The organism is Xanthomonas sp. CFBP 7698 (assembly GCF_003600855.1).
In the GTDB taxonomy this organism is placed as follows: domain Bacteria; phylum Pseudomonadota; class Gammaproteobacteria; order Xanthomonadales; family Xanthomonadaceae; genus Xanthomonas; species Xanthomonas cannabis.
In genome coordinates this window covers 374,977-397,419 of sequence record NZ_PRDN01000002.1, presented here as the reverse complement: position 1 = coordinate 397,419, position 22,443 = coordinate 374,977, and the positions used below count along the sequence as shown (strand labels likewise).

Annotated in this window: 20 protein-coding genes and 1 other RNA gene; 4 read left to right on the top strand and 17 right to left on the bottom strand. The window is 65.7% G+C overall.

Translation table 11 applies throughout. The annotated features are described in order from the left end of the window. Window positions 1–19: 19 nt before the first annotated feature. Together XnspCFBP7698_RS09570 and XnspCFBP7698_RS09565 are read left to right on the top strand one after the other, a co-directional pair. Window positions 20–382, top strand: coding sequence for a PadR family transcriptional regulator (locus XnspCFBP7698_RS09570; RefSeq protein ID WP_104581592.1), 363 nt, complete (start codon window positions 20–22; stop codon window positions 380–382). Beyond that, on the top strand, window positions 379–1,296 hold the full coding sequence (locus XnspCFBP7698_RS09565) for a sensor domain-containing protein (protein WP_104581593.1): 918 nt from the start codon (window positions 379–381) through the stop codon (window positions 1,294–1,296). Before XnspCFBP7698_RS09570 ends, XnspCFBP7698_RS09565 begins: the two co-directional genes overlap by 4 nt. An 86-nt stretch (window positions 1,297–1,382) precedes the next feature. Here XnspCFBP7698_RS09565 and XnspCFBP7698_RS09560 read toward each other — a convergent pair. The 3 genes from XnspCFBP7698_RS09560 to XnspCFBP7698_RS09550 form a co-directional block, all read right to left on the bottom strand. Beyond that, window positions 1,383–1,458, bottom strand: a non-coding RNA gene (locus XnspCFBP7698_RS09560) — sX9 sRNA. Between the two features lie 114 nt (window positions 1,459–1,572). Then, entirely contained in the window at window positions 1,573–2,916 is a 1,344-nt protein-coding gene (locus XnspCFBP7698_RS09555; RefSeq protein WP_184369851.1) for a polyhydroxyalkanoate depolymerase, read from the bottom strand. A 372-nt stretch (window positions 2,917–3,288) separates the two neighbouring features. Continuing rightward, window positions 3,289–3,891, bottom strand: coding sequence for a class I SAM-dependent methyltransferase (locus tag XnspCFBP7698_RS09550; protein ID WP_104581594.1), 603 nt, complete (start codon window positions 3,889–3,891; stop codon window positions 3,289–3,291). 73 nt (window positions 3,892–3,964) lie between these two features. Between XnspCFBP7698_RS09550 and XnspCFBP7698_RS09545 the strand changes: the two genes are divergently transcribed. Then, entirely contained in the window at window positions 3,965–4,411 is a 447-nt protein-coding gene (locus tag XnspCFBP7698_RS09545) for a CopD family protein (protein ID WP_039409600.1), read from the top strand. Window positions 4,412–4,652: 241 nt separating this feature from the next. Here the strand turns inward: XnspCFBP7698_RS09545 and XnspCFBP7698_RS09540 are convergent, their stop codons facing one another. The 7 genes from XnspCFBP7698_RS09540 to lpxD all read right to left on the bottom strand — a co-directional run bounded on the left by XnspCFBP7698_RS09540 (window position 4,653) and on the right by lpxD (window position 13,863). Continuing rightward, window positions 4,653–5,612 carry an acetyl-CoA carboxylase carboxyltransferase subunit alpha gene (locus XnspCFBP7698_RS09540; protein ID WP_104581595.1) on the bottom strand — a complete coding sequence of 320 codons (960 nt, stop codon included), beginning with the start codon at window positions 5,610–5,612 and terminating at the stop codon, window positions 4,653–4,655. Between the two features lie 158 nt (window positions 5,613–5,770). After that, the gene (gene dnaE, locus XnspCFBP7698_RS09535) at window positions 5,771–9,364 is read right to left on the bottom strand and encodes a DNA polymerase III subunit alpha (RefSeq protein WP_104581596.1); all 3,594 of its coding nucleotides are present in this window, start codon (window positions 9,362–9,364) and stop codon (window positions 5,771–5,773) included. A 174-nt stretch (window positions 9,365–9,538) separates the two neighbouring features. Beyond that, on the bottom strand, window positions 9,539–10,264 hold the full coding sequence (locus tag XnspCFBP7698_RS09530) for a ribonuclease HII (RefSeq protein WP_123137391.1): 726 nt from the start codon (window positions 10,262–10,264) through the stop codon (window positions 9,539–9,541). Further along, the gene (lpxB, locus tag XnspCFBP7698_RS09525) at window positions 10,261–11,547 is read right to left on the bottom strand and encodes a lipid-A-disaccharide synthase (RefSeq protein ID WP_147423590.1); all 1,287 of its coding nucleotides are present in this window, start codon (window positions 11,545–11,547) and stop codon (window positions 10,261–10,263) included. The genes XnspCFBP7698_RS09530 and lpxB overlap by 4 nt, the downstream gene beginning before the upstream one ends. A gap of 29 nt (window positions 11,548–11,576) precedes the next feature. Beyond that, window positions 11,577–12,368, bottom strand: coding sequence for an acyl-ACP--UDP-N-acetylglucosamine O-acyltransferase (gene lpxA, locus XnspCFBP7698_RS09520; protein ID WP_104581598.1), 792 nt, complete (start codon window positions 12,366–12,368; stop codon window positions 11,577–11,579). A gap of 23 nt (window positions 12,369–12,391) precedes the next feature. Continuing rightward, complete coding sequence (gene fabZ, locus XnspCFBP7698_RS09515) at window positions 12,392–12,853, bottom strand: 3-hydroxyacyl-ACP dehydratase FabZ (protein ID WP_039415369.1); 462 nt, start codon at window positions 12,851–12,853, stop codon at window positions 12,392–12,394. Next, the gene (lpxD, locus tag XnspCFBP7698_RS09510; protein ID WP_104581599.1) at window positions 12,850–13,863 is read right to left on the bottom strand and encodes a UDP-3-O-(3-hydroxymyristoyl)glucosamine N-acyltransferase; all 1,014 of its coding nucleotides are present in this window, start codon (window positions 13,861–13,863) and stop codon (window positions 12,850–12,852) included. Before lpxD ends, fabZ begins: the two co-directional genes overlap by 4 nt. Before the next feature lie 128 nt (window positions 13,864–13,991). Here lpxD and XnspCFBP7698_RS09505 point away from each other — a divergent pair, with 128 nt between their 5' ends. Continuing rightward, window positions 13,992–14,183 (top strand): hypothetical protein, encoded by a 192-nt coding sequence (locus XnspCFBP7698_RS09505; RefSeq protein WP_104581600.1) that lies wholly within the window; start codon window positions 13,992–13,994, stop codon window positions 14,181–14,183. Between the two features lie 80 nt (window positions 14,184–14,263). Here the strand turns inward: XnspCFBP7698_RS09505 and bamA are convergent, their stop codons facing one another. From bamA to pyrH, 7 genes are all read right to left on the bottom strand, one after another. Continuing rightward, a complete protein-coding gene (bamA, locus tag XnspCFBP7698_RS09500) occupies window positions 14,264–16,669 on the bottom strand; it encodes an outer membrane protein assembly factor BamA (protein ID WP_199680127.1) in 2,406 nt (801 codons plus the stop codon). An 83-nt stretch (window positions 16,670–16,752) separates the two neighbouring features. Next, entirely contained in the window at window positions 16,753–18,111 is a 1,359-nt protein-coding gene (gene rseP / locus XnspCFBP7698_RS09495) for an RIP metalloprotease RseP (RefSeq protein ID WP_104581602.1), read from the bottom strand. Between the two features lie 26 nt (window positions 18,112–18,137). Continuing rightward, the gene (locus tag XnspCFBP7698_RS09490; RefSeq protein WP_104581603.1) at window positions 18,138–19,328 is read right to left on the bottom strand and encodes a 1-deoxy-D-xylulose-5-phosphate reductoisomerase; all 1,191 of its coding nucleotides are present in this window, start codon (window positions 19,326–19,328) and stop codon (window positions 18,138–18,140) included. A gap of 2 nt (window positions 19,329–19,330) precedes the next feature. Further along, window positions 19,331–20,158, bottom strand: coding sequence for a phosphatidate cytidylyltransferase (locus XnspCFBP7698_RS09485; RefSeq protein ID WP_047693617.1), 828 nt, complete (start codon window positions 20,156–20,158; stop codon window positions 19,331–19,333). Next, on the bottom strand, window positions 20,155–20,916 hold the full coding sequence (gene uppS / locus XnspCFBP7698_RS09480) for a polyprenyl diphosphate synthase (protein WP_166743292.1): 762 nt from the start codon (window positions 20,914–20,916) through the stop codon (window positions 20,155–20,157). Before uppS ends, XnspCFBP7698_RS09485 begins: the two co-directional genes overlap by 4 nt. Before the next feature lie 17 nt (window positions 20,917–20,933). Continuing rightward, complete coding sequence (gene frr, locus XnspCFBP7698_RS09475) at window positions 20,934–21,491, bottom strand: ribosome recycling factor (protein ID WP_039412023.1); 558 nt, start codon at window positions 21,489–21,491, stop codon at window positions 20,934–20,936. 198 nt (window positions 21,492–21,689) lie between these two features. After that, entirely contained in the window at window positions 21,690–22,412 is a 723-nt protein-coding gene (gene pyrH, locus XnspCFBP7698_RS09470) for a UMP kinase (protein ID WP_039412029.1), read from the bottom strand. Window positions 22,413–22,443 lie beyond the last annotated feature (31 nt).

Genomic DNA, 22,443 nt, shown 5'->3' with positions numbered 1-22,443 from the left:
GACCTAGCGGAGATGGCCGATGAGCGAGCCGGATATCCACCTACGCAAATTTCAGAAGGAGCTGAGTGCGGGCACCGTGTCGCTGGCCTTGCTGGCCGTCCTGGCACAGGCCGACGAGCCGCTGTACGGCTATCTCATCGCCAAACGGCTGGAGCGGCTGGAAGGCGTGCTCAGCGGCAAGCAGAGCGCCTTGTATCCGGTACTGCGCAATCTGGAAGGGGCAGGGCTGTTGCAGAGCCATATCGAGCCATCCGCGTCTGGGCCGCCGCGCCGTTATTACCGCATTACCGACAGCGGGCGTGACTGCCTGCGCGACTGGACCGCCGCCTGGCGTGCCACCCGAGATTCCGTTGATTCAGTGCTGCAGGGGACCCACTCATGAATACAGTTGCGCAGTCACATCCGTTGCCAACCACCATTTCCGATTACCTGGCGCAGCTACGACAGGCGCTGGCGGGGGCCGACCCGGCGATGATCCAGGACGCGCTCTACGACGCCGAAGAATATCTGCGCGCCGAGCTTGCGGAACAGCACGGCAAGAGCGAGGCGGAGGTCATTGCAGACGTGGCTGGCAGCTACGGCGCGCCGGAGGAAGTGGCCGAGATCTACCGCGAAACCGAAGTGACCGTGACCCGCGCGTTGCGTCCTCCGGCGCCGCCCAAACGCGCATCGTGGATTGCCAACTTCTTCGGTGTGGCAGCCGACCCGCGCACCTATGGCGCACTGTTCTACATGCTGCTGTCGCTGCTTACCGGCGTGTTTTATTTCACCTGGGTCGTCACTGGCGCGAGCCTGTCGATCGGGCTGCTGATCCTGATCATCGGCGTGCCGTTGCTGGTGTTGTTCTTCGGCTCGGTACGGGTGTTGTCGCTGGTGGAAGGCCGCGTGGTCGAGACGCTGCTGGGCGTGCGCATGCCGCGTCGCCCGCAACATCCGGGCCTGCAGGGCAGTTGGCTGCAACGCATCGGCGCGATGTTCACCGACGTGCGCACCTGGAGCACGATGCTGTACTTCGTGTTGATGCTGCCGCTGGGAACTCTCTACTTCACCGTGTTTTGCACGCTGCTGTCGCTGTCGCTGGGGCTGGCCGCTTCACCGCTTGTCGTGTTGTTCGACAACACGGCCGTGCTGACCTGGGATGGCGTGGACATCACCGGTTCCTGGCTGACGTTGCCGTTGTTCGCGGTGGGCGTGCTGTTGTTGTTTGTCACGCTGCATCTGGCGCGCGCCTTCGGCAAGCTGCACGGCATGTTCGCCAAGCAGCTGTTGGTCAAGAGTGGCGACGCGGCTGCGTGACGCGCGCGAGCGATGTATCAGCATGCACGGCATCGATGATGGCGTTTGCAGGCCGGCATTGCTTGGCGTGCTGTCGCACGTAGAACAGCTGACAACACGTGGCGAGCAGTTGTCGGTCGGGTGTGGGCAGCGCACAGGAACCGGAGTGTGCGAGCGAGATATACCGATTGTGGACGCCTGCCGCGCACGCCTGGCGGTTGCGTAGCAGGTTTGCCGGGCGACCTCAGTGGCGATGCAAAAAAATCCCCGGCCGTGCCGGGGATTTTATTTCTTGGTTCAGGCGCGTTTGCCGCGCTTGCGGATCGGGGTCACGGTGGCCGGGTCGCGGCTGCCGACCGGGTCGGCATCGTAGCGGGCGATGAATTCGCGTACCTGCGGATACACCACTTCACGCCAACGACGGCCACTGAAGATGCCGTAGTGACCGGCGCCTTCCACCACCAGATGGCGGCGATGCGCCGCATCGATGCCGGTGCATAGATCGTGTACCGCTTCGGTCTGGCCGAGGCCGGCGATGTCGTCCAGCTCGCCTTCGATGCTCAGCAGCGCGGTATTGCGGATCGCCGATGGCTTGACCAGTTGGCCATCCACTTTCCACTTGCCCTGCGGCAGCAAAAACTCCTGAAACACCACGCGAATGGTATCCAGGTAATACTCTGCCGGCATGTCGAGCACAGCGTTGTATTCGTCGTAGAACTGCCGGTGTGCTTGCGCATCCTGCAGGTCGCCCTTGACCAGATCGGTGTAGAAATCCCAGTGCGACATCACGTGCCGGTTGGGATTCATCGACAGAAAGCCGGCGTGTTGCAGGAAGCCCGGATACACCTGACGGCCATGGCCCGGATACGGGAACGGCACGGTGTGGATCAGGTTGTTCTGGAACCACTCGATGCCGTTTTCCGTGGCCAGGTTGTTGACCTGGGTAGGGCTGCGACGCGCATCGATCGGCCCACCCATCATCACCAGCGAGCGCGGGGTGGGTTCGTCGTTGCTGGCCATCAGCGACACCGCCGCCAGTACCGGTACCGTGGGCTGGCACACGCTCACCACATGCAGGCGCTCGGCGCCGATATGGCGGATGAACTCCTGGATGTAGGTGATGTAGTCCTCCAGCCGGAACGCGCCTGCTTCCAGCGGCACCATGCGCGCGTCCACCCAGTCGGTCACATAGACCTTGTGGTTGCGCAGCAGGGTGCGCACGGTGTCGCGCAGCAGCGTGGCGTGGTGGCCTGACAACGGCGCAACCACCAACACGGCCGGCTGCTCCTTCATCTTGCCGATCAGCTCGACGTGGTCGCTGAAACGCTTGAAGCGCAGCAGCCGGCAGAACGGCTTGCTCAACACTTCGCGTTCGATGATCGGCAGCGAGTGGCCATCGACCTCGACATCGTCCAGCGCCCAGGCAGGCTTTTCGTATTCCTTGCCCAGCCGATGGAACAGCTCGTTGCTGGCGGCCATGCGTTCGGCACCGGGAAGCGATGCCCACAGGCTGTCGGGGTCGGAGAACATCTTGGCGTTCGCCTGGGCCTGATGCACCCAGGGGGCTAGCAGATTGCGGGTCAGCTCATGCAGTTGATAAAGCATTCCACCCATCCGTGCGGTTTTGCTGCCGCGCAGCATACCGGGTTTGGCGCATTTGCACCTTAATGGGGCTCCGGGCGGTTGAGGCTGTCATGGGAGCTATGGCAGACATAGGCTGCGTTATCTGCTGCTGTCTGTGCTCATCGGATGGTGCGCACGGGTGGGAGATCGCGTTCGGCGCCGGATAACGTTGGGAGCGATGCGACCAGCATGTAATCGGCGGTCCTGTCGAAGTGCCTGCAGAAGCAAGCCCCTCTCCTGCGGGAGAGGGGTTGGGGTGAGGGTACGGGCAAAGCCCTCGCGGACTCAAAGACGACCTGGCGATACACCAACCACGTCGAGCCTGGCACGTCACCGCAACCCGTTCCTGCGAGGGACTTCTTCCGGTCGCCGGTAGCCGCGAACACCTGCTCAGCTGCGCTCCAATGCAGACGTCTCTCCAGCCAATTGCGGCGACAACCAGCAGTGCGACCCGAGCGCAGTAAAGCCCACGCTGGCGAAGCGGCGCCGGTACCAGCGCGATGGCCGCGCCTGAAAACCGTCATGGTCGCCTTCGAAGGCATCTTCTTCGGCAAAGGTTTCCAGAAACGCCACGCCTGCGCACATTTCGGCCAACCCGGGCAGGCCCTGATTGAATTCGCGCGTGGGCACGTAATGCAGGACATCCGAGCAGATCAGCAGGTCCACCGGTGCGCAGGGGCGCAGCCAGGCGAAGTCGCCGAAGCGGGCAGGGTGGATCTGGCGGCTACGGCCGTAGCGCCGGACGGCGTAGTCGCTGCTGTCAAAGCCCAGGTAGCTGAGCTTGGGCCGCAGCGCCAGCAAGGGCGCGCGCCATGCGGCTTCGCCGCAGCCGACATCCAGCACGCTGCGGATCGGGCGTTCCAGGTAGTACTCGGCCTGTGCGACCGCGAGTGCGACCTTGCGTCGCAGGCGGACGGGGTCGGCCAGCCCGGCATCGCGATACCAGCGGCGGAAATACTGGGCGTCGTACTGTTTCTGGTCTGACTGCTGCATGGTCTCAGCTGCTTTCGCGCGTGCGGATGGGTGAAAATGCGGGCCATCCTACGCGAGCCAACGGAGCCAGCGCATGACCCTGTATTTGTGGATCAAGACCTTCCATCTGTTGTTCGTGATCGCCTGGATGGCGGCGGTGTTCTATCTGCCACGCATCCTGGTCAACATCGCCGAAGCCGGCAGCGAATCTGCAGTGCGCGCACGCCTGGTGCTGATGGGCCGGCGACTGTACAAATTCGGCCACAGCATGCTGGGGCTGGCGCTGCTGCTGGGCGCAGTGCTGTGGCAGGGCTACCGCGTGATTCCCGATTTCCCGACCATGGTGACCGGCGGTTGGCTACACGCCAAGCTGTTCGCGGTTGCGTTGATCCTGGCGCACTACATCGTGGCCGGGCGCTGGCTGAAGGGCGTGGACCAGGGCCGTGCCGTCCCGAGCGGGCGTGCACTGCGCTTGTTCAACGAGGTGCCGGTGATCTTGCTGGTCGGTGTGATCTGGCTGGTGCTGGCCAAGCCGTTCTGAGCGGCGTTGCGTGCAAGGCGGCATGGCGTCGCCTCGTACGCAGGAGCCGAGGCTGACGTCGCCGCGATGCCGGCCTGAAACGTCAGCAGGATCACCATCCGGTAGGACGGACCACCGCTGCGCACCACGTGCACGCAGCAGGCCAGCTGCAACACGATCGACCGCAGCAGCGACTCAGGTTGGCTGGGACGTCCTTTCGTGCAGCGGGTTGCGCGCGCTCCGGGCCACGGAGCGCGAAGGTTCAGTGCCCCTCGTAGGCACCGTAGCTACGCAGGCGCTCGTAGCGCTGCTGCAGCAAGGTTTCCACCGGGATCTTTTCCAGCCCGTCCAGCTCGTTGAGCAGCACGGCCTTCAGGCGCTTGCCCATCTGCTCGGGATTGCGGTGCGCGCCGCCGGTGGGCTCGCGGATCACCTTGTCCACCAGGCCCAGGCCCTTCAGACGCTTGGCGGTCAGGCCGAGCTGTTCGGCGGCGTCCTTGGCCTTGGCCGCGTCCTTCCACAGGATCGAGGCGCAGCCTTCCGGCGAAATTACCGAATAGGTGCCGTATTCCAGCATCAGGGTGCGGTCGCCCACGCCGATCGCCAGCGCGCCACCGGAGCCGCCTTCGCCGATCACCGTGCAGATCACCGGGATCTTGAGTTCGGCCATTTCCAGCAGATTGCGCGCGATCGCCTCGGACTGGCCGCGCTCTTCCGCACCGATGCCCGGGTAGGCGCCGGGGGTGTCGATGAAGGTCAGCAATGGCAGGCGGAAACGCTCGGCCAGCTTCATCAGGCGCAGCGCCTTGCGGTAGCCCTCCGGGCGCGGCATGCCGAAGTTGCGCGCCACCTTGGCCTTGGTGTCGCGGCCTTTCTGGTGCCCGATGATCACCACCGGGCGGCCGTCGATACGGCCCAGGCCACCGACAATCGCCTTGTCGTCGGCATAGGCGCGGTCGCCGGCCAGTTCCTGGAATTCGTCACAGATGGTGCCGATGTAGTCCAGCGTGTACGGGCGCTGCGGATGACGCGCCAGCTGCGAGACTTGCCAGGCAGACAGGTCACGGAAGATCTGCGCGGTACGCACGCGCAGCTTGTCGCGCAGGGCGCGGACTTCGGTTTCCACGTTGACTGCAGGCCCGGTACTGGCCTTGCGCAGTTCCTGGATCTTGGCTTCCAGATCGGCGATGGGTTGCTCGAAGTCGAGGTAGTTAGGATTCATGCAATGGCGTCGTCAACGTAAGGCGGGGAGTGTAGCTGAAGCGGTGTGGCTGGCCCGTACGGGGGCGTTGGGAGCGGAATCGGGAATGGAGAATCGGGAATCAAAGCAAGGTATCCGGGCCGCCACGCTTTTGCGATTCCCCATTCCCGATTCCCGATTCACTGCGCCCACGGCGGGCTGTACTTGATCTTCACCGTCCGCACCGCCGGGTCGGCGCGCAGGCTGTCCATCAGCTGCTGGTCGATGCGCACCGAGTGGCTGCCGTTGAGGTCGAGCATGCCGGCCACCCCGCCGCCGGGGGCGCGCAGCAGCAGGTCCAGGCGCAGGGGGGTCTTGCCGGGGCGGTGCTTGGCCAGCAGCGCGTCGATGCGCTTGAAGGCCTGCTTCTCGCGCAGGTCCAGGCGCAGCGACAGTCGCTGCGCGTGGTCGGCGCAGATCTGCTCGTAGTCCCAGCACTGGCGGATGCGCAGGCTGTAGCCGCCGTTGAATTCGTCCTCGCGCAGGCCGCCCTTGACGATCAGGATGCGGTCGCGGGTGAGCAGGTGGCCGAACTCGGCCATCGCATCGGAGAACGCGCTGCACTCCACCCGGCCGCGGCCGTCTTCGAGCTGCACGAACACCTGGCTGTCGCCCTTGCGGCGCACGCCGACCACCTGGCCGGCAAGAATGGCGCTCACCTCCGGGCGCCAGGCGCGTTTTTCGCCGTCGCCGCCACCACCGCCGCCGCCACGTTGTTGCGAGGCGAGGATCTTTTCCAGCGCGCCGAGGTCGCAACCGACCAACTCGCGCACTTCTTCGCGGTGCGGGTCGAACGGGTGGCCGCTGAGATAGAAGCCCAGCGTTTCGCGCTCGCCGGTGAGCAGCTGGCCCAACGGCCATTCCTTGCTTTCGGGCAGGTCCAGGCGCATCGCCGGCGCGCTCGGGTCCGGACCGCCGAACAGCGAGTTCTGCCCGGATGCGCGTTCGCGCGCCATCTGCTCGGTGGCCTTCATCACCTCAGGCAACTGCAGCATCAGCGAGGCGCGGTTCTTGCCCAGCCCGTCCATCGCGCCGGCATTGATCATCGCTTCCAGCGTGCGCCGGTTGAGCTTGGCGGTACCCACGCGCGTGCAGAAATCCAGCAGCGTGGTGTACGGGCCGCCGCGCCGGCGTTCTTCGACGATGGCCTCGCACGCGCCCTGGCCCACGCCCTTGATCGCGCCCAGCCCGTATTGAATGGTGTCCGGGCTGGCGGCCTCGAACTGGTAGGCCGATTCGTTGACGCGCGGCGGCTTGACGGTGAGGCCGAGGTTGCGCACCTCATCCAGGAAGCCCACCACCTTGTCGGTGTTGTCCATGTCCGAGGACAGCGTGGCGGCCATGAACTCGGCCGGGTAATGCCGTTTCAGCCACGCAGTCTGGTAGCTGACCAACGCGTACGCGGCGGCGTGCGACTTGTTGAAACCGTAGCCGGCGAACTTCTCCATCAAATCGAAGATTTCGTCGGCCTTGGCCGCGCTCACGCCGCCCTTGGCTGCACCTTCGCGGAAGATTTCGCGGTGCTTGGCCATTTCTGCCGGCACCTTCTTGCCCATCGCGCGACGCAGCAGGTCGGCGCCGCCCAGCGAATAATCGCCGACGATCTGCGCCATCTGCATCACCTGCTCCTGGTACACCATGATGCCGTAGGTGTCTTTCAGGATGACTTCGGTGCGCGGATCGGGATACACGATCTCCTGCTGGCCATGCTTGCGCGCGTTGAAGTCCGGGATCAGGTCCATCGGGCCGGGGCGATACAGCGACACCAGCGCAATCAGGTCTTCGAAGCGGTCAGGGCGCGCGTCCTTGAGCAGGCGGCGCATGCCCGAGGATTCGAACTGGAACACTGCACCGGTATTGCCCGAGGCGAACACGCCCTTGTAGGTGGGCACGTCGTCCAGCGGAATGGTGGTGATGTCGACCGGGTCGATGCCGGCGCGCGCATGGCGCACATTGATCGCCTTGACCGCCCAATCGATGATGGTCAGCGTGCGCAGGCCGAGGAAGTCGAACTTCACCAGGCCCACCGCTTCGACGTCGTCCTTGTCGAACTGGGTCACCGGGTTCTTGCCGCGGCCGTCTTCGTCGTGTTCGGCGAACAGCGGGCAGAACTCGGAGAGCGGCTCGGGCGCGATCACCACGCCGCCGGCGTGCTTGCCGGCGTTGCGGGTGAGGTCTTCGAGCTGGCGCGCCAGATCCATCAGGTCGCGCACATCGTCTTCGACCTGGTAGCGCTGGATTAGGTCCGGCGAGGCCATCTCCGAATCCTTGCCTTCGCCCATGGCATCCTTGAGCGTGATGCCCAGGATGTTGGGGATCAGCTTGGCAACGCTATCCACCAGACCGTAGGTGAAACCGAGCACGCGCCCGGCATCGCGCACCACCGCCTTGGCGGCCATGGTGCCGTAGGTGATGATCTGGCTGACGCGCTCGCGGCCGTACTTGCGCGCCACGTAGTCGATGACTTCGTCGCGGCGGTCCATGCAGAAGTCGATGTCGAAGTCGGGCATCGACACGCGCTCGGGGTTCAAGAAGCGCTCGAACAGCAGGTTGTACGGCAGCGGGTCCAGGTCGGTGATCTGCAGCGCCCAGGCCACCAGCGAACCGGCACCGGAACCGCGCCCCGGGCCAATCGGAATGCCCTGGTTCTTTCCCCACTGGATGAAGTCGGCCACGATCAGGAAGTAGCCGGGGAAGCCCATCTTGATGATGGTGTCCAGCTCGAATTCCAGCCGGTCCACGTAGTCCTGGCGCGTCTTGCCCGGTGCGATCGGGCTTTTTTCCAGGCGTGCGGCCAGACCGTCGCGCGACTGGCTGCGGATCCAGCTGTCCAGCGTCTCGTCGTCCGGCACCGGATAGGCGGGCAGGAAGTAGGTGCCCAGGCGCATCTCGATGTTGCAGCGCTGCGCCAGCGCCAGCGTGTTGTCGATTGCGTCGGGGATGTCGGCGAACAGCGCCGCCATCTCCTCGCTGGACTTCATGTACTGCTGGTCGCTGTAGTCGCGCGGGCGCTTGGGGTCGTCGAGCACGCGGCCCGACGAAATGCACACGCGCGCTTCGTGCGCGTTGAAGTCGCTGGCGTACAAAAAACGCACATCGTTGCTGGCCACCACCGGCAGCCCGCGCACGCCGGCGGCATGCAGCGCGAACTGGTTGAAGCGTTCCTCGCCCTCGCGCCCGGTGCGGGTCAGTTCCAGGTGCAGGCCATCGCCGAACACGCGCTGCCAGTCGGCCAGCTGCTGCTCGGCAAGGTCCGCGCGGCCCTCGTTGAACAGGCGCCCGGCCAGGCTGTCGCGGCCGGCCAGCGCGAACAGGTTGGCGTGCCCGGCCTGCAGCCATTCCGGATGGATCGCCACGCCGCCTTCGGGGCGGTGGCCTTCCATCCAGGCGCGCGTCAGCAGCCGCGACAGGCTCAGGTAGCCTTCGCGGTCGCGGCACAGCAGGGTCATGCGCCACGGTGTCATGTCCGGGGTGGCGATCATCACGTCGGCGCCGGCGATCGGCTTGATGCCCACGCCTTCTGCAGCCTTGTAGAACTTGACCAGGGCGAACAGGTTGTTGAGGTCGGTGACTGCCAACGCGGGCATGTCGAGCTCGACCGCCCGGCTCAGCAGGTTGGCCTGCTTGGCCTTTTTCGGGTCAGCCTGATCCGGTTTCTCGGGCACACGGATGGTGGAATCCGCCAGCGAGAACTCGGTGTGGACGTGCAGATGGACGAAGCGGGAAGTGGACATGCGAGACCGGAATAATGCGCGGTCAGGGTACCGGCGGGGGCGAAGGCGAACAAGGCTTGACAGCTGGGCGGCGGGACCCGGGACCCGGGACCGGGGACCCGGAACAGCGGTGGATCACCTGGTTGAAAGCCCGCGCCTCGCTTCCTGCACGGGCGGTGGGGCGCCGGTCCGTGCCTAGACGGCGCCGGCGTGTTGCACGATCCGCAGCTGTTCCGGGTCCCCGGTCCCGGGTCCCGGGTCCCGGCCTTCCAGCGCCAACCGCACCGGCGCAAAGCTGCGCCGATGCTGCGGGCAGGGCCCGTGGCTCTGCAGCGCGGCCAGATGGATCGGAGTGCTGTAGCCCTTGTGCTGGTCGAAGCGGTATTCCGGGTGTTGCGCGTGCAATTCGTGCATCAGGCGGTCGCGGGTGACCTTGGCCACGATCGAGGCCGCCATGATGGCGCGGTCGATGGCATCCCCGCCAATCAGTGCCTCGGCGGGGCAGGGCAGCCCCTTGGGCACCCGGTTGCCGTCGATGCGCGCAAATCCGGCCACGTGCGCCACACCTTCCACCGCGCGGCGCATGCCGAGCATGGTCGCCTGGTAGATATTGATGCGGTCGATCTCTTCGCTGTCGATCAACACCACCGACCAGGCCAGCGCCCGGTCGACGATGCGCGCATACAGCTGCTCGCGCCGTTCGGCGGTGAGCTGCTTGGAATCGTCCAGCCCGTTGATGCGCGGCTTGCCGGGGTCGAACACCACCGCCGCCACCGCGACGGGACCAGCGAGCGGGCCGCGGCCGGCTTCGTCGACGCCGGCGGTCAAGCGGGAATCGGGAATCGGGAATGGGGAATCGTGGAAGAGGGCGTCCTGCGTCGTCGGAACGACAATCGCACCGTGGGAGCGTGAGCGCTTCATGGCCCGGCTCCTGCCGATTCCCGATTCCCGATTCCCAATTCCGGCTGCGTCAGCAGCCCCGCCACCGCGTCGGCCGCGCGCGCCGAGGCGTCGCGGCGCAGTTCGGCGTGCAGGGCCAGGTAGCGCGATTGCAGGGCGGCGACCTTCTCGGGGTGTTTGAACCAGTCGAGCAGGGCGACGCACAGCCGCTCGGGCGTGCAGTCGTCCTGCATCAGCTCCGGGGCCAGGTCATCGTTGGCCAGGATGTTGGGCAGCGCGTAGCGGTTGACCTTGAGCAGGCCCAGCGTCTTGACGATGCGGTAGGTGAGCGGGGCCACCTTGTAGCCGACCACCATCGGGCGCTTGACCAGCATGGCTTCCAGTGTGGCAGTGCCGGAGGCCAGCAGCACCACGTCGGCGGCCAGCATGGCGGTGCGCGCCTGGCCGTCGAGCAGGTGCGAGCGCAGCACCGGCAGCGACGAACGCGAGAGCTGCTCGGCCAGCACTTGCTTGCAGCCCGGATTGGCCGCGGGCACCAGTACGTGCAGGTTGTGCAGATGCTCGGAGACCAGCCAGGCGGCCTGGAAAAAGGTGTCGCCGAGCCGGCTGATCTCGCCATGCCGGCTGCCCGGCAACACGGCCAGCACGGTGCTGGAGGCGGAGATGCCGAGCTTGGCGCGCGCGGCCTCGCGGTCGGCCTGGTAAGCGATGTCGTCGGCCATCGGGTGGCCGACGAAGCGCGCATCCACGCCGTGCCTGGCGTAGATCGGCGGCTCCATCGGGAACAGGCACAGCACCAGATCGGCACTGACGCCGATCTTCTCGGCGCGCTTCTCGCGCCACGCCCACACCGAGGGGCTGACGTAATGCACGGTCTTGATGCCGCGCTGCTTGAGCCAGCGCTCCACCGGCAGATTGAAATCCGGTGCATCGATGCCGATGAATACATCCGGCTTCCACGCCAGCACGCGCTCCCGGAACGCGCTGCGCAGCTTGAGCAGGCGCGGCAGATGGCGCAGCACTTCGGTCAGGCCCATCACCGCCAGCTCGCTGGCATCGAACCAGGTCTGGCACCCGACGCCACGCATCGCATCGCCACCGATGCCGACGAATTCGGCAGTCGGATAGCGCAGCCGCAGCTGCTCGATCAGCCCCGCGCCAAGGATGTCGCCGGAGGCTTCGCCGGCGATCAACGCGATACGGGGTGCGCGCTCGCGCGCACCCGGAATCGGGAGTGGGGAATTGGGAATCGGTAGCGCAGTCGGAACGCTGCCGACTGACGCGCCGTTGCGCTGCCCGTCCACGATTCCCGACTCCCGATTCCCGATTCCCGTCATCGCAACAACGGCCGTTCTGCCGCGTCGATGAACTCGAGCATCCCGCGCACGTCGTCGCTGCTCTTGGCCTGTTCGGCCAGCTGCAGTTTCGCGTCGGCCAGCGGCAGGCCGGCCACATACAGCGTGCGGTAGGCGCGCTTGATCGCGGTGATGCGTTCGGCGTCGAAGCCGCGGCGCTTGAGCCCTTCGCTGTTGATGCCGCGCGGGCGGCCCAGCGATTCGCTGCCGACCATGGTGAACGGCGGCACGTCGCCGTTGGTCAGCGCGCCCATGCCCAGGAAGGCGTGCGCGCCGATGCGGCAGAACTGATGCGCGCCGGCAAAACCGCTGATGATCACGTAGTCGCCCACGGTGACGTGGCCGGCCAGGGTGGTGTTGTTGGAAAACACGCAGTGGTTGCCGACATGGCAGTCGTGCGCCACGTGGGTGTAGGCCAGCATCCAGTTGTCGTTGCCGACCACGGTGATGCCGCCGCCGCCGCCGGTGCCGCGGTTGATGGTGACGAACTCGCGGATCACGTTGCCGTCGCCGATCACCAGCTCGGTGCGTTCGCCGGCGTACTTCTTGTCCTGCGGCTCGCCGCCGATGGCCGCATGCCCGATGAAGCGGTTGTTGCGGCCGATCCGGGTTGGGCCATGGATCGAGCAATGCGGCCCCACCTCGGTGCCGGCGCCGATCTCCACGTCCGCGCCGATCAGCGAGAACGCGCCGACGCGCACATCGCTGGCCAGCTGCGCCGAGGGATCGACGACGGCGGTGGGATGAATCAAGGGTGCTTGATCACGCATCGTGTCTCACCTCCAAAAACGGATTATTCCTTGGCGCCGGCGCACATGACTTCGGCACTGGCCACGATTTCGCCGTTGACCTTGGCCTCGCCGTAATAGCATCCCATGTTGCGGATCAGGCGCTTCATCTGCACTTCCAGAATCAGCACGTCGCCCGGCACCACCTGCTTGTTGAAGCGCGCGTTGTCGACCTTGACCATGTAGAACAGCTTGGACAGCGCATCGCGCCCCAGGCCGAGCTGGGTCATCACGCCGCCGGCCTGCGCCAACGCTTCGATGATCAACACGCCCGGCATCACCGGACGGGTCGGGAAGTGGCCCTGAAAGAAAGGCTCGTTGATGCTGACGTTCTTCTGCCCGACGATGCGCTTGGCCTCCAGGTCCAGCTCGATGACCCGGTCGATCAGCAGGAACGGGTAGCGGTGCGGAATCAGCGTCTGGATCTGGTTGACGTCGATCGGCAGCTCGTAAACGGGGTGACTCATGCGTTCTCCTTGCCCACAGCCAGGATGCGCCTTGCCAGCGCATCGAGTTGTTTGAAGCGCGCGGCATTCTTGCGCCACGTGCGATTGTCGGTGAGAGGGGTGCCAGACGAATACTCGCCCGGCTCGTGAATGGAATTGCGCACCACCGACTTGCCGGTGATCACCACCTTGTCGCAGATCTCCAGGTGGCCGACCACGCCGACATGCCCGCCGAGCAGGCAGTAGCGGCCGATCTTGGCGCTGCCGGCAATGCCGGTGCAGCCGGCAATCGCGCTGTGCGCGCCGATGCGGCAGTTGTGCGCGATCTGCACCAGGTTATCCACGCGCACGTCTTCTTCCAGCACGGTGTCTTCCAGCGCGCCGCGGTCGATGCAGGTGTTGGCGCCGATCTCGCAATCGTCGCCGATCACCACCCCACCAAGCTGTGGCACCTTGATCCAGTGGCCGGCATCCATCGCCAGGCCGAACCCATCGGCGCCGATCACCGCGCCGGGGTGGATCCGCACGCGCTTGCCCAGCCGCACGCGGGTGACCAGGGTGACCCGGGCCAGCAGCTCGCTGCCCTCGTCCACCACGCAGTCCTCGCCGATGATGCTGCCGGTGCCGATCACGCAGCCATCGCCCACGCGGCTGCGCGCACCGATGCTGACGAACGGGCCGACATGTGCACCCGGCGAAACCTGCGCGGTGGGGTCGATCACTGCCGACGCATGGATGCCGGGCGCGCGCACCGGCGCCACGTCGAACAGCGCGGCGATCTTGGCGAATGCGGTGTACGGGTCCTTGGCGACCAGGGCGGTGCCCTTGGCTGCCTCGGCATCGTCGGCGCGCACCACCACCACTGCGGCTTGGGTCTCGGCCAAGTGCGGGCGATAGCGCGGGTTGGACAGGAAGCTCAGCTGCCCCGCGCCGGCATGGGCCAGGGTGGCGACACCGGTGACTTCGGTGGTGCCGTCGCCGACGACGGTCAAGCCAAACTGTTCGGCAATCGCACTGGCGGTCAAGTGCATCAGGGTGAACCTCGCGTAAACATTAAGTGGCTGTTTTTACGAAAAAAAAACCTGACCAAAGAGTCGCCAAACAAGCGGGCGTATCTCTTCGCAGGTCGCAATCGTGCGGCGAACCTAGGAAGAAGCATATGAAAACTGCCCTCTCCATTGTCGGAAGCCTGCTCCTGTTTGGCGCCGTGACTACTGCGTCGGCCGATGACTTCGCCGATCAGCGTGCCCAGGCGCATAGCTTCTGGGATCAGCAAATTGCCTGCGTCGATGCGTCCGACTGGAGCGCCACCTACACCTGCCTGAGCACCGTTTGGGATAGCTACCGCTAAAAACTGCGCAGGATCCAGCGGTTCCTAAACAAACAATGGCGGCCCGAGATATCGGGCCGCCATTGTTGTGCTCACGTCTCTTAGAACTGGCCGCCGAAGGTGAACTGCAGGCGTTCGATCTCGTCGTTGTCTTCCTTCTTCAGCGGGAATGCGTAGCTGATCGAGATGGGGCCGACCGGGGCGCGCCACAACAGCGCCACACCGGTGGAGGCGCGCAGCTCGTTGGCCTTGAAGTTGTCGACGCCGCTGTAGACGTTACCGAAATCGAAGAACGCCGACACGCGCGCCGACGGGCTGTCGAACAGCTTCGGGAAATACATTTCCACCGAGCCGACGGTCTTGAACGAGCCACCCAGCGGCTGACCGCGGGTGAAGCCGTTGATGGCTTCGGAGCGCGGACCCAGTGTGTTGTCTTCGAAGCCGCGCACCGAGTTGGTACCGCCGGCGTAGAAGTTCTCGTAGAACGGAAGGCCGGTGGCAGTGACGCTGCGAAGACGGTTGGTGCCGTTACAAACCTGCTGGTTCAGCGTCCCATTGGTGACCACACCACAGATGTCGGCCGTACTGTCCTTGCCGTAGCTGTCGCCGTAGCCCAGTTCAAAGCGCGTGTTCAACACCAGCGCCGGAATGATCGGCCAGTAGTTCGAGATCTGATAGTTGAGCTTGTAATACTCCACCGTCGAGCCGGGCAGGGTGGTTTCCAGGCCCACGCGCTGGTACATGCCGCGCGTCGGCATGAAGAAGTCGTTGCGGGTGTCGCGCGCCCAGCCGAACTCGGTACGCACGGCCTTGAACGTGTTGGTGCCGATCGCGCTGATGTAATCGACAATGGCCTGCGGCGTGGTGCCGGGGAAGGTGGTGATCTGGTTGCTGTCCACACCGACCATCGCCGAGACGGTATCGTTCTCGGTGATCGGCACGCCGAACACCACCTGCGCCGAGCCGTTCTTGCTGTTGAACTGCGCCGTGTTGAAGTCCGAGTAGTCCAGCGAACGCCACGACAGGTTGTAGCCCAGCGACACGCCGTCATCGGTAAAGAACGGGTTGGTATACGAGAACGCATAACGCTGCTGGAAGGTGCTGCGCGACGCTTCCACTGCCACACGATTACCACCGCCCAGGAAGTTGTTCTGCGACAACTGCACCGAGGTGGTCACACCGAAGGCCTGTGAGAAACCCAGGCCGAACACGAAGCTGCCCGAGGTGGTTTCCTTGACGTCATAGATCACGTCGACCTGGTCGTTGCTACCGGGCACCGCAGGGGTTTCCACGTTCACCGACTCGAAGTAGCCCAGGCGCTGCAGACGGATCTTGGAACGGTCGATCGCCGCCTGCGAGTACCAGGTGTTTTCGAACTGGCGCATCTCGCGGCGCAAGACTTCGTCCGAGGTGCGGCTATTGCCCTTGTAGAGGATGCGGCGCACGGTCACGCGCGGGCCGGGCACCACCTGCAGGTTCACCGCAACGGTGCGATCCTCGCGGTTCGGGGTCGGGATCGGATTGACCTTGGCGAACGCGTAGCCGACGTTGCTCAGCGTGTTGGTGATCGCATCGGAGGTGTATTCGAGCAGCGCGCGCGAGAAGATGTCGCCGGCCTTGGGAATCACCAGGCGCTCGATGTCGGCCTGCGGCAGCACGGTGTCGCCGGTGACCTTGATCTCGGAAATCTTGTACTGCTCGCCCTCGGTCACGCCGGCGCTGACGAACATGTCGCGCTTGTCGGGGCTGATCGACACCTGGGTGGAGTCGATGCTGAAGTCCACATAGCCGCGGTCCAGGTACCAGGAATTGAGCTTTTCCAGGTCGCCGGACATCTTTTCCTTGGAGTACTGGTCGTCGCGGCGGTACCACGAGGCCCAGTTGTGCTCCTTGGACTCCCAGTTCTCCAGGATGTCCTCGTTGGCGAACTTTTCCGTACCGATCAGGTTGACGTGGCGGATCTTGGCCGCCTTGCCTTCCTTGATCGCGATGGCCACATCGACGCGGTTGCGGTCCAGCGGGCTGACCGTGGGGGTGATTTCGACGTTGTACTTGCCGCGGTTGTTGTACTGGCGGGTCAGTTCCTGGGTCACGCGGTCCAGGCTCAGGCGGTCGAAGGTGCCGCCCTCGGTCAGGCCGATGTCGCCCAGGCCCTTGAGCAGCTCCTCGGACTTGATGTCCTTGTTGCCGGTCACGGTGAGCTTGTTGATCGCCGGGCGCTCCTTGACCGTGATCACCAGGATGTTGCCCTGGCGGTCCAGCTGCACGTCCTCGAAGAAGCCGGTGCGGTACAGCGCGCGGATCGAGTCGGCCACCTTGGCATCGTCCACGGTATCGCCACGGTTCACCGGCAGATAGGTGAACACGGTGCCCGAAGCGATGCGCTGCAGGCCGTCGACGCGGATGTCGCTGGCAACGAACGGCTCGGCGGCCAGGGCAACGGCTGGCAGGCTGAGGCCGGCGGCAAGAGCGAGGGCAAGCAGGCGGCGAGTGGGAAGACGCGTCATGTCACATCCGGTTGGAGTCGATTTCAGGTGTTGCTGGGTGCCGGCGTATGACGACGACAACAGGCGGAAAGAGTGGAGCAGTTTCATCGTGGAACCAGGCCAAGGATGTCGTTGTAGAACGCCAGTCCCATCAGCCCGGCCAGGACCGCCAGGCCGACGTATTGCCCGGCAATCATGGCCCGTTCGCTGATCGGGCTGCCCTTGACCAACTCAATAAGGTAATACAGCAGATGCCCACCGTCCAAGATCGGGATGGGCATCAGGTTGATGATCGCAAGGCTCAGCGACAGCAGGCCAAGGAAATACAGGAACCAGTCGAGCCCGCGTTCGGCCGAGGCATTGGCGGCGCGCGCGATGGTGACCGGGCCGGAGATGTTCTTGACCGAGGCCTGGCCGGTCAGCATGCGCTTCATCATGCCCAGCGAATCGGCGGTCATCCGGCCGGTTTCGCGGATCGCGGCCGGCACCGCGGCAAACAGGCCGTACTGCTGGCGGCTGTCGTACGCCGGGGCGGGCGCGGCGGCCGGGCGGATACCGATCATCCACTGGCCCTGCGGCGACTTGCGCGGGGCGATCTCCAGCGCCAGGCGGTCTTCGCCCTGTTCGCCCTTGCGCGCCACCTCGATCATGCCCTGGCCGCCGTGCTCACCCAGCGCCTGCACCTGCGGAATGATGTCCTCGGCCGAGCGGATCGGCTGGCCGTCGATGGCCACGATGCGGTCGCCCGGCTTGAGCAGGCCGTCGGCGACCGAGCCGGGCACCACCTCGGCGATCACCGGCGGCTGCAGCATGAACTGCCAGCCGATGCCGGCCAGCGAGGCCACGCGGCGCTCGTCGAAGCCGACCGGCAGCTGCGACAGGCGCAAGGTGTGCTCGCTGTTGCCGGCGCCCTCGGTGGCGGTGAGTACCTGGATGTCGCGCCGGTCCATCGCCGCGGTGGTGAGCTGCATGCTGGCATCGCTCCAGCTGCTCACGCCGCGGCCATCGATGCGCACGATACGCTCGCCCGGGGTCAGCCCGGCCTCGGCGGCCAGGCCGTCGACGCGGCCGACGGTGGCCGAATAATCCTGCTTGCCGACCACGAACATCGCCCACAGCATCGCCATGCACAGCAGCAGGTTGGCGATCGGGCCGGCGGCCACGATGGCGATGCGCTGCCACACGGTCTTGCGATTGAATGCCTGATCCTGCTCGGCCGGGTGCACGTCGCCTTCGCGCTCGTCGAGCATCTTGACGTAGCCGCCCAGCGGAATGGCCGCCACCACGAACTCGGTACCGTGCCGGTCGCGACGCATCCACAGCGGCTTGCCGAAGCCCACGGAGAACCGCAGCACCTTGACGCCACACCGGCGTGCGACCCAAAAGTGGCCGAATTCGTGGAAGGTCACCAGCACACCCAGGCTGACGATCATCCACCAGACCGAACCGATGAAATCACCCATGGATGCAACTCGGTTGCGTGGTTCGATCAGGCATGAAAGGCGTGTTGGGCGAGGGCGCGTTCGGTGATCTGCCGTGCTTGCGCGTCGGCAGAAAGGAGGGTGTCGAGGGTGTCGGCATTGTGCCGCGGAAGCGTTGTCAGCGTTTGTTCGACCAACGCTGGGATCGCTAGGAAACCTATCCGGCCCTGAAGAAACGCTGAAACAGCCACTTCGTTGGCCGCGTTCAGGATGGCCGGGGCGGTTCCGCCAGCACGCAAGGCCTCCCAGGCCAGCCGCAGGCAGGGGAAGGCCGCGGTGTCGGGAGCTTCGAAATCCAGCCGGCCCTGCTGCAGCAGGTCCAGCCCCGCCACTCCGGAGTCGACCCGCTCCGGCCAGGCCAGACCAACGGCCAGGGTGGTGCGCATGTCCGGCAGGCCAAGCTGGGCCAAGGTGGAGCCGTCGACGAACTCGACCAGCGAATGCACCAGGCTCTGCGGGTGCACCAGTACATCGATCTTGCCGCCAGGCAGTCCGAACAGGTGGTGCGCCTCGATGACTTCCAGGCCCTTGTTCATCAGCGTGGCCGAATCCACCGAGATCTTCGGCCCCATCGACCACTTCGGGTGGGCCACCGCCTGCGCAGGCGTCACGGCCGACAGCGCAGTGCGGTCCCAGCCCCGGAACGGGCCGCCAGAGGCGGTGAGGATCACCCGGCGTACGCCGCGGCTGGCATCGCACGAGCGCAGGCACTGGAAGATGGCACTGTGCTCGCTGTCGATCGGGATGATTTCAGCGCCGGCGGCAGCAGCGGTGCGGGTCAGCAGCTCGCCGGCCAGCACCAGCGATTCCTTGTTGGCCAGCAGCAGGCGCTTGCCGGCGCGCGCGGCTGCCAGGGTCGAGGGCAGGCCGGCGGCGCCGACGATGGCCGCCACCACGGTATCGCAGGCATCGCTGCCGGCCAGTGCGTCCAGCGCTGCGGTGCCGGCATGCGCCTGGGTGGCCAGGCCGGCGGCGCGCAGGCCGTCGCGCAGTAGCGGGTACAGCGCCTGGTCGGCGATCACCGCATGCGCGGGCCGGTGCGTGGCGCACAGCGCCAGCAGGGCATCGACCTGGCTGCCGGCCGACAGCACGCAGGCGCGCAGCCGGTCCGGATGGCGGGCGATGACGTCCAGGGCCGACGTGCCGATCGAGCCGGTCGCGCCGAAGACGGCGACCTGGCGGGGAGAAGAGCCAGCCATGCTTAGAATCCGAGAATTTCCTTGCCGAGTGCGAACACCGGCAGGGCGGCGAGCACGCCATCGATACGATCCAGCACGCCGCCGTGGCCCGGGATCACCGTGCCCGAGTCCTTGGCGCCGGCATGGCGCTTGAGCAGGCTCTCGAACAGGTCGCCCAGCACCGAGGCCAGTACAGCGACGGCCGCAACCAGCACCAGCTGTGGCACATGCGCCAGGGTCAATCCGGCCAGCCAGCCGAACGCGCAGGCCACCGCGATACCGGCGACCATGCCGCCGAGCAGCCCTTCGATGGTCTTGTTGGGGCTGATGCGCGGCGCCAGCTTGTGCTTGCCGAACGCGCGCCCGGCGAAATACGCGCCCGAGTCGGCCGCCCAGACCATGGTCAGCGCGGTCAGCAGCCACAGGTTGCCCTTGTCCGGGTTGGCATGCAGCAGCACCAGCGCGGCCCAGGCCGGCAGCACCGCCAGGGTGCCGGCGGCCAGTTTGAGCGCGCGTGCCTGGCCGTTGCCGTGATCGGCACCAAAGGTGAAGAAGCGCAGCCACAGCAGCGCCAGCACCCACCACACCACGCCCACCAGGGCGGCGATCTGGAACAGCACCATGGAGCCGGCCGAAGCCCACACCATCAGTACCATCAGCAGCAGGTTGAGCATCAGCAGCACGGTGCGCGGCAGGCTGTCGTCGATGCCGGAGAGCTTGAGCCATTCCCACAGCCCGGTCAGGAACAGCACCGCCGCCAGCGCCGCCAGCCACTGCGTGGGCAGCAGCACGATCGCGCAGATGGCGAGCGGCGCCATGATCAACGCGGCAATCACGCGGGTCTTGGTCATGCGGAGGAAGTCTCCGTCGCCTTCTCGGCGATCTGGGCGCTGGTCAGGCCGAAGCGACGTTCGCGCCCGGCGTAATCATCCAGCGCCTGCTGCAGGACGCCGGCATCGAACTCCGGCCACAGGGTTTCGGTGAACCACAGCTCGGTGTAGGCCAGCTGCCACAGCAGGAAATTGCTGATGCGGGTATCACCACCGGTTCGGATGAACAGATCCGGCGCCGGCAGGTCGGCCAGGGCCACCCGGCTGGCGAGCAGGGCTTCGTCGATCTGCTGCGGTTGCAGGCGACCGGCGGCCACCTCTTCGGCCAATGCGCGGGCAGCCGCAGCGATGTCCTGGCGGCCGCCATAGCTGGCCGCGATGCTCAGCACCAGCCGCGCGTTGCCGGCGGTGCTGCGTTCGGCTGCCGCCATGCGGTCGCGCAACGGGGCGGCGAAGCGGCTGCGCTCGCCGATGAAACGCACCTGCACGCCGCGTCGCTGCAGTTCGTCGACCTCGCGGTCCAGCGCGTGCAGGAAGAGCTTCATCAGCGCATCCACTTCTTCCTGCGGGCGGCCCCAGTTTTCACTGGAGAACGCGAACAGGGTCAGCGCGCTGACGCCTTTTTCAAGGCAGAAATCGATGGTGCGGTTGACCGCCCGCGCACCGGCGCGATGGCCGATCATGCGCGGACGTCGCCGACGCTGCGCCCAACGCCCGTTGCCATCCATGATGATGGCAATGTGGCGCGGTATCGCGTCGGAGGAAGGGACTGGATGCATGGCAGGCGATGCCACGATCAGACCGTCATCAATTCCTGTTCCTTGCCCTTGACGACCTCATCCACGTCCTTGATGGCCTTGTCGGTCAGTTTCTGGATGTCGTCTTCGGCGCTGCGGGCCTCGTCTTCGGTGACGGCCTTGTCCTTGAGCAGATCCTTGACCTGCTGGTTGGCATCGCGGCGGATGTTGCGGATCGCCACCTTGCTGTCTTCGCCTTCGCCATGCACCGACTTGCTGAGCTCCTTGCGGCGCTCCTCGGTCAGCGGCGGCAGGTTCAGGCGGATCACGGTGCCCACCACGGTCGGGGTCAGGCCCAGATCCGAGGCATAGATGGCTTTTTCCACGTCCTTGATCATGCCCTTGTCGAACAGGCTGATGACCAGCGAGCGGCCTTCGGAGACGCTGATGCTGGCGACCTGATTCAGGGGCGTGTCGGTGCCGTAGGCCTTGACCTTGATACCGTCCAGCAGCGCCGGCGAGGCACGGCCGGTGCGGATGGTGGTGAGGGAATGGCGCAGAGCATCGATGCTCTTGGTCATGCGCGTCTGCGCGTCTTGTTTGATCTGGGTGAGCATCGCCGGAATCCGTGTGGAGCTGAATCCGGGGATTATAGCCGGGACTGGGGTTTCACGACTCGCAGGCCGTCAGGACCCGCGCAGCCGGTTCACTTGCAAGCGTCGCTTGCCGCTGGAGGCGCTCGACGGACAGGCATCAAGGCAGGCGTCAGCACTGCGCTCTAACGATTCCCGATTCCCCAATCCCGATTCCCGGCCTCAGCTACGGCCCTGCACCAGCGTGCCGATCTGCTCGCCGCGCAGGATGCGCAGCAGCACGCCGGGCTCGCTCATGCCAAAGATGCGCAGCGGCAGGTCGCTGTCGCGTGCCAGTGCGAAGGCCGCGGTGTCCATCACTTCCAGGCCCTGCAGGATGACTTCGTCGTAGGTCAGGCTGTCGTAGCGCACCGCATCGGTGTGCTTCTTCGGGTCCTTGTCGTAGACGCCGTCGACCTTGGTTGCCTTGAGCAGCAGGTCGGCGCCGATCTCGATCGCGCGCAGCGCCGCGCCGGAGTCGGTGGTGAAAAACGGGTTGCCGGTGCCGGCAGCGAAGATCGCGATGCGTCCCTTTTCCAGGTGACGCATGGCGCGGCGGCGGATGAAGTCTTCGCAGACATCGTTGATCTTGATCGCGCTCATCACGCGCACCTTGGCGCCGAGCTTCTCCAGCGCATCCTGCATCGCCAGCGCATTGATCACCGTGGCCAGCATGCCCATGTGATCGCCGGTGACGCGGTCCATGCCGCTGGCGGCCAGACCGGCGCCGCGGAAGATGTTGCCGCCGCCGATGACCAGCGCGACCTGCGCACCGGCCTGCTGGGCTTCGATCACTTCATGGGCCAGGCGATTGATGACTTTGGGGTCGATGCCGTAGTCCCCGTCTCCCATCAGCGCCTCCCCGGAAAGTTTGAGAAGGATGCGGCGATAGGAAAGTTCGGACATGGGGGAGGCCTCGGGGGTAGGGGACGGCAAA

Coding starts and splice junctions, on each gene's coding strand:
- bamA (WP_199680127.1), bottom strand. CDS start 16,669: ATGACGCGTCTTCCCACTCGCCGCCTGCTTGCCCTCGCTCTTGCCGCC.
- frr (WP_039412023.1), bottom strand. CDS start 21,491: ATGCTCACCCAGATCAAACAAGACGCGCAGACGCGCATGACCAAGAGC.
- XnspCFBP7698_RS09490 (WP_104581603.1), bottom strand. CDS start 19,328: ATGGCTGGCTCTTCTCCCCGCCAGGTCGCCGTCTTCGGCGCGACCGGC.
- lpxD (WP_104581599.1), bottom strand. CDS start 13,863: ATGCACTTGACCGCCAGTGCGATTGCCGAACAGTTTGGCTTGACCGTC.
- fabZ (WP_039415369.1), bottom strand. CDS start 12,853: ATGAGTCACCCCGTTTACGAGCTGCCGATCGACGTCAACCAGATCCAG.
- XnspCFBP7698_RS09550 (WP_104581594.1), bottom strand. CDS start 3,891: ATGCAGCAGTCAGACCAGAAACAGTACGACGCCCAGTATTTCCGCCGC.
- rseP (WP_104581602.1), bottom strand. CDS start 18,111: ATGGGTGATTTCATCGGTTCGGTCTGGTGGATGATCGTCAGCCTGGGT.
- dnaE (WP_104581596.1), bottom strand. CDS start 9,364: ATGTCCACTTCCCGCTTCGTCCATCTGCACGTCCACACCGAGTTCTCG.
- uppS (WP_166743292.1), bottom strand. CDS start 20,916: ATGCATCCAGTCCCTTCCTCCGACGCGATACCGCGCCACATTGCCATC.
- XnspCFBP7698_RS09555 (WP_184369851.1), bottom strand. CDS start 2,916: ATGCTGCGCGGCAGCAAAACCGCACGGATGGGTGGAATGCTTTATCAA.
- XnspCFBP7698_RS09545 (WP_039409600.1), top strand. CDS start 3,965: ATGACCCTGTATTTGTGGATCAAGACCTTCCATCTGTTGTTCGTGATC.
- XnspCFBP7698_RS09540 (WP_104581595.1), bottom strand. CDS start 5,612: ATGAATCCTAACTACCTCGACTTCGAGCAACCCATCGCCGATCTGGAA.
- XnspCFBP7698_RS09565 (WP_104581593.1), top strand. CDS start 379: ATGAATACAGTTGCGCAGTCACATCCGTTGCCAACCACCATTTCCGAT.
- XnspCFBP7698_RS09505 (WP_104581600.1), top strand. CDS start 13,992: ATGAAAACTGCCCTCTCCATTGTCGGAAGCCTGCTCCTGTTTGGCGCC.
- pyrH (WP_039412029.1), bottom strand. CDS start 22,412: ATGTCCGAACTTTCCTATCGCCGCATCCTTCTCAAACTTTCCGGGGAG.
- lpxA (WP_104581598.1), bottom strand. CDS start 12,368: ATGCGTGATCAAGCACCCTTGATTCATCCCACCGCCGTCGTCGATCCC.
- XnspCFBP7698_RS09570 (WP_104581592.1), top strand. CDS start 20: ATGAGCGAGCCGGATATCCACCTACGCAAATTTCAGAAGGAGCTGAGT.
- XnspCFBP7698_RS09530 (WP_123137391.1), bottom strand. CDS start 10,264: ATGAAGCGCTCACGCTCCCACGGTGCGATTGTCGTTCCGACGACGCAG.
- XnspCFBP7698_RS09485 (WP_047693617.1), bottom strand. CDS start 20,158: ATGACCAAGACCCGCGTGATTGCCGCGTTGATCATGGCGCCGCTCGCC.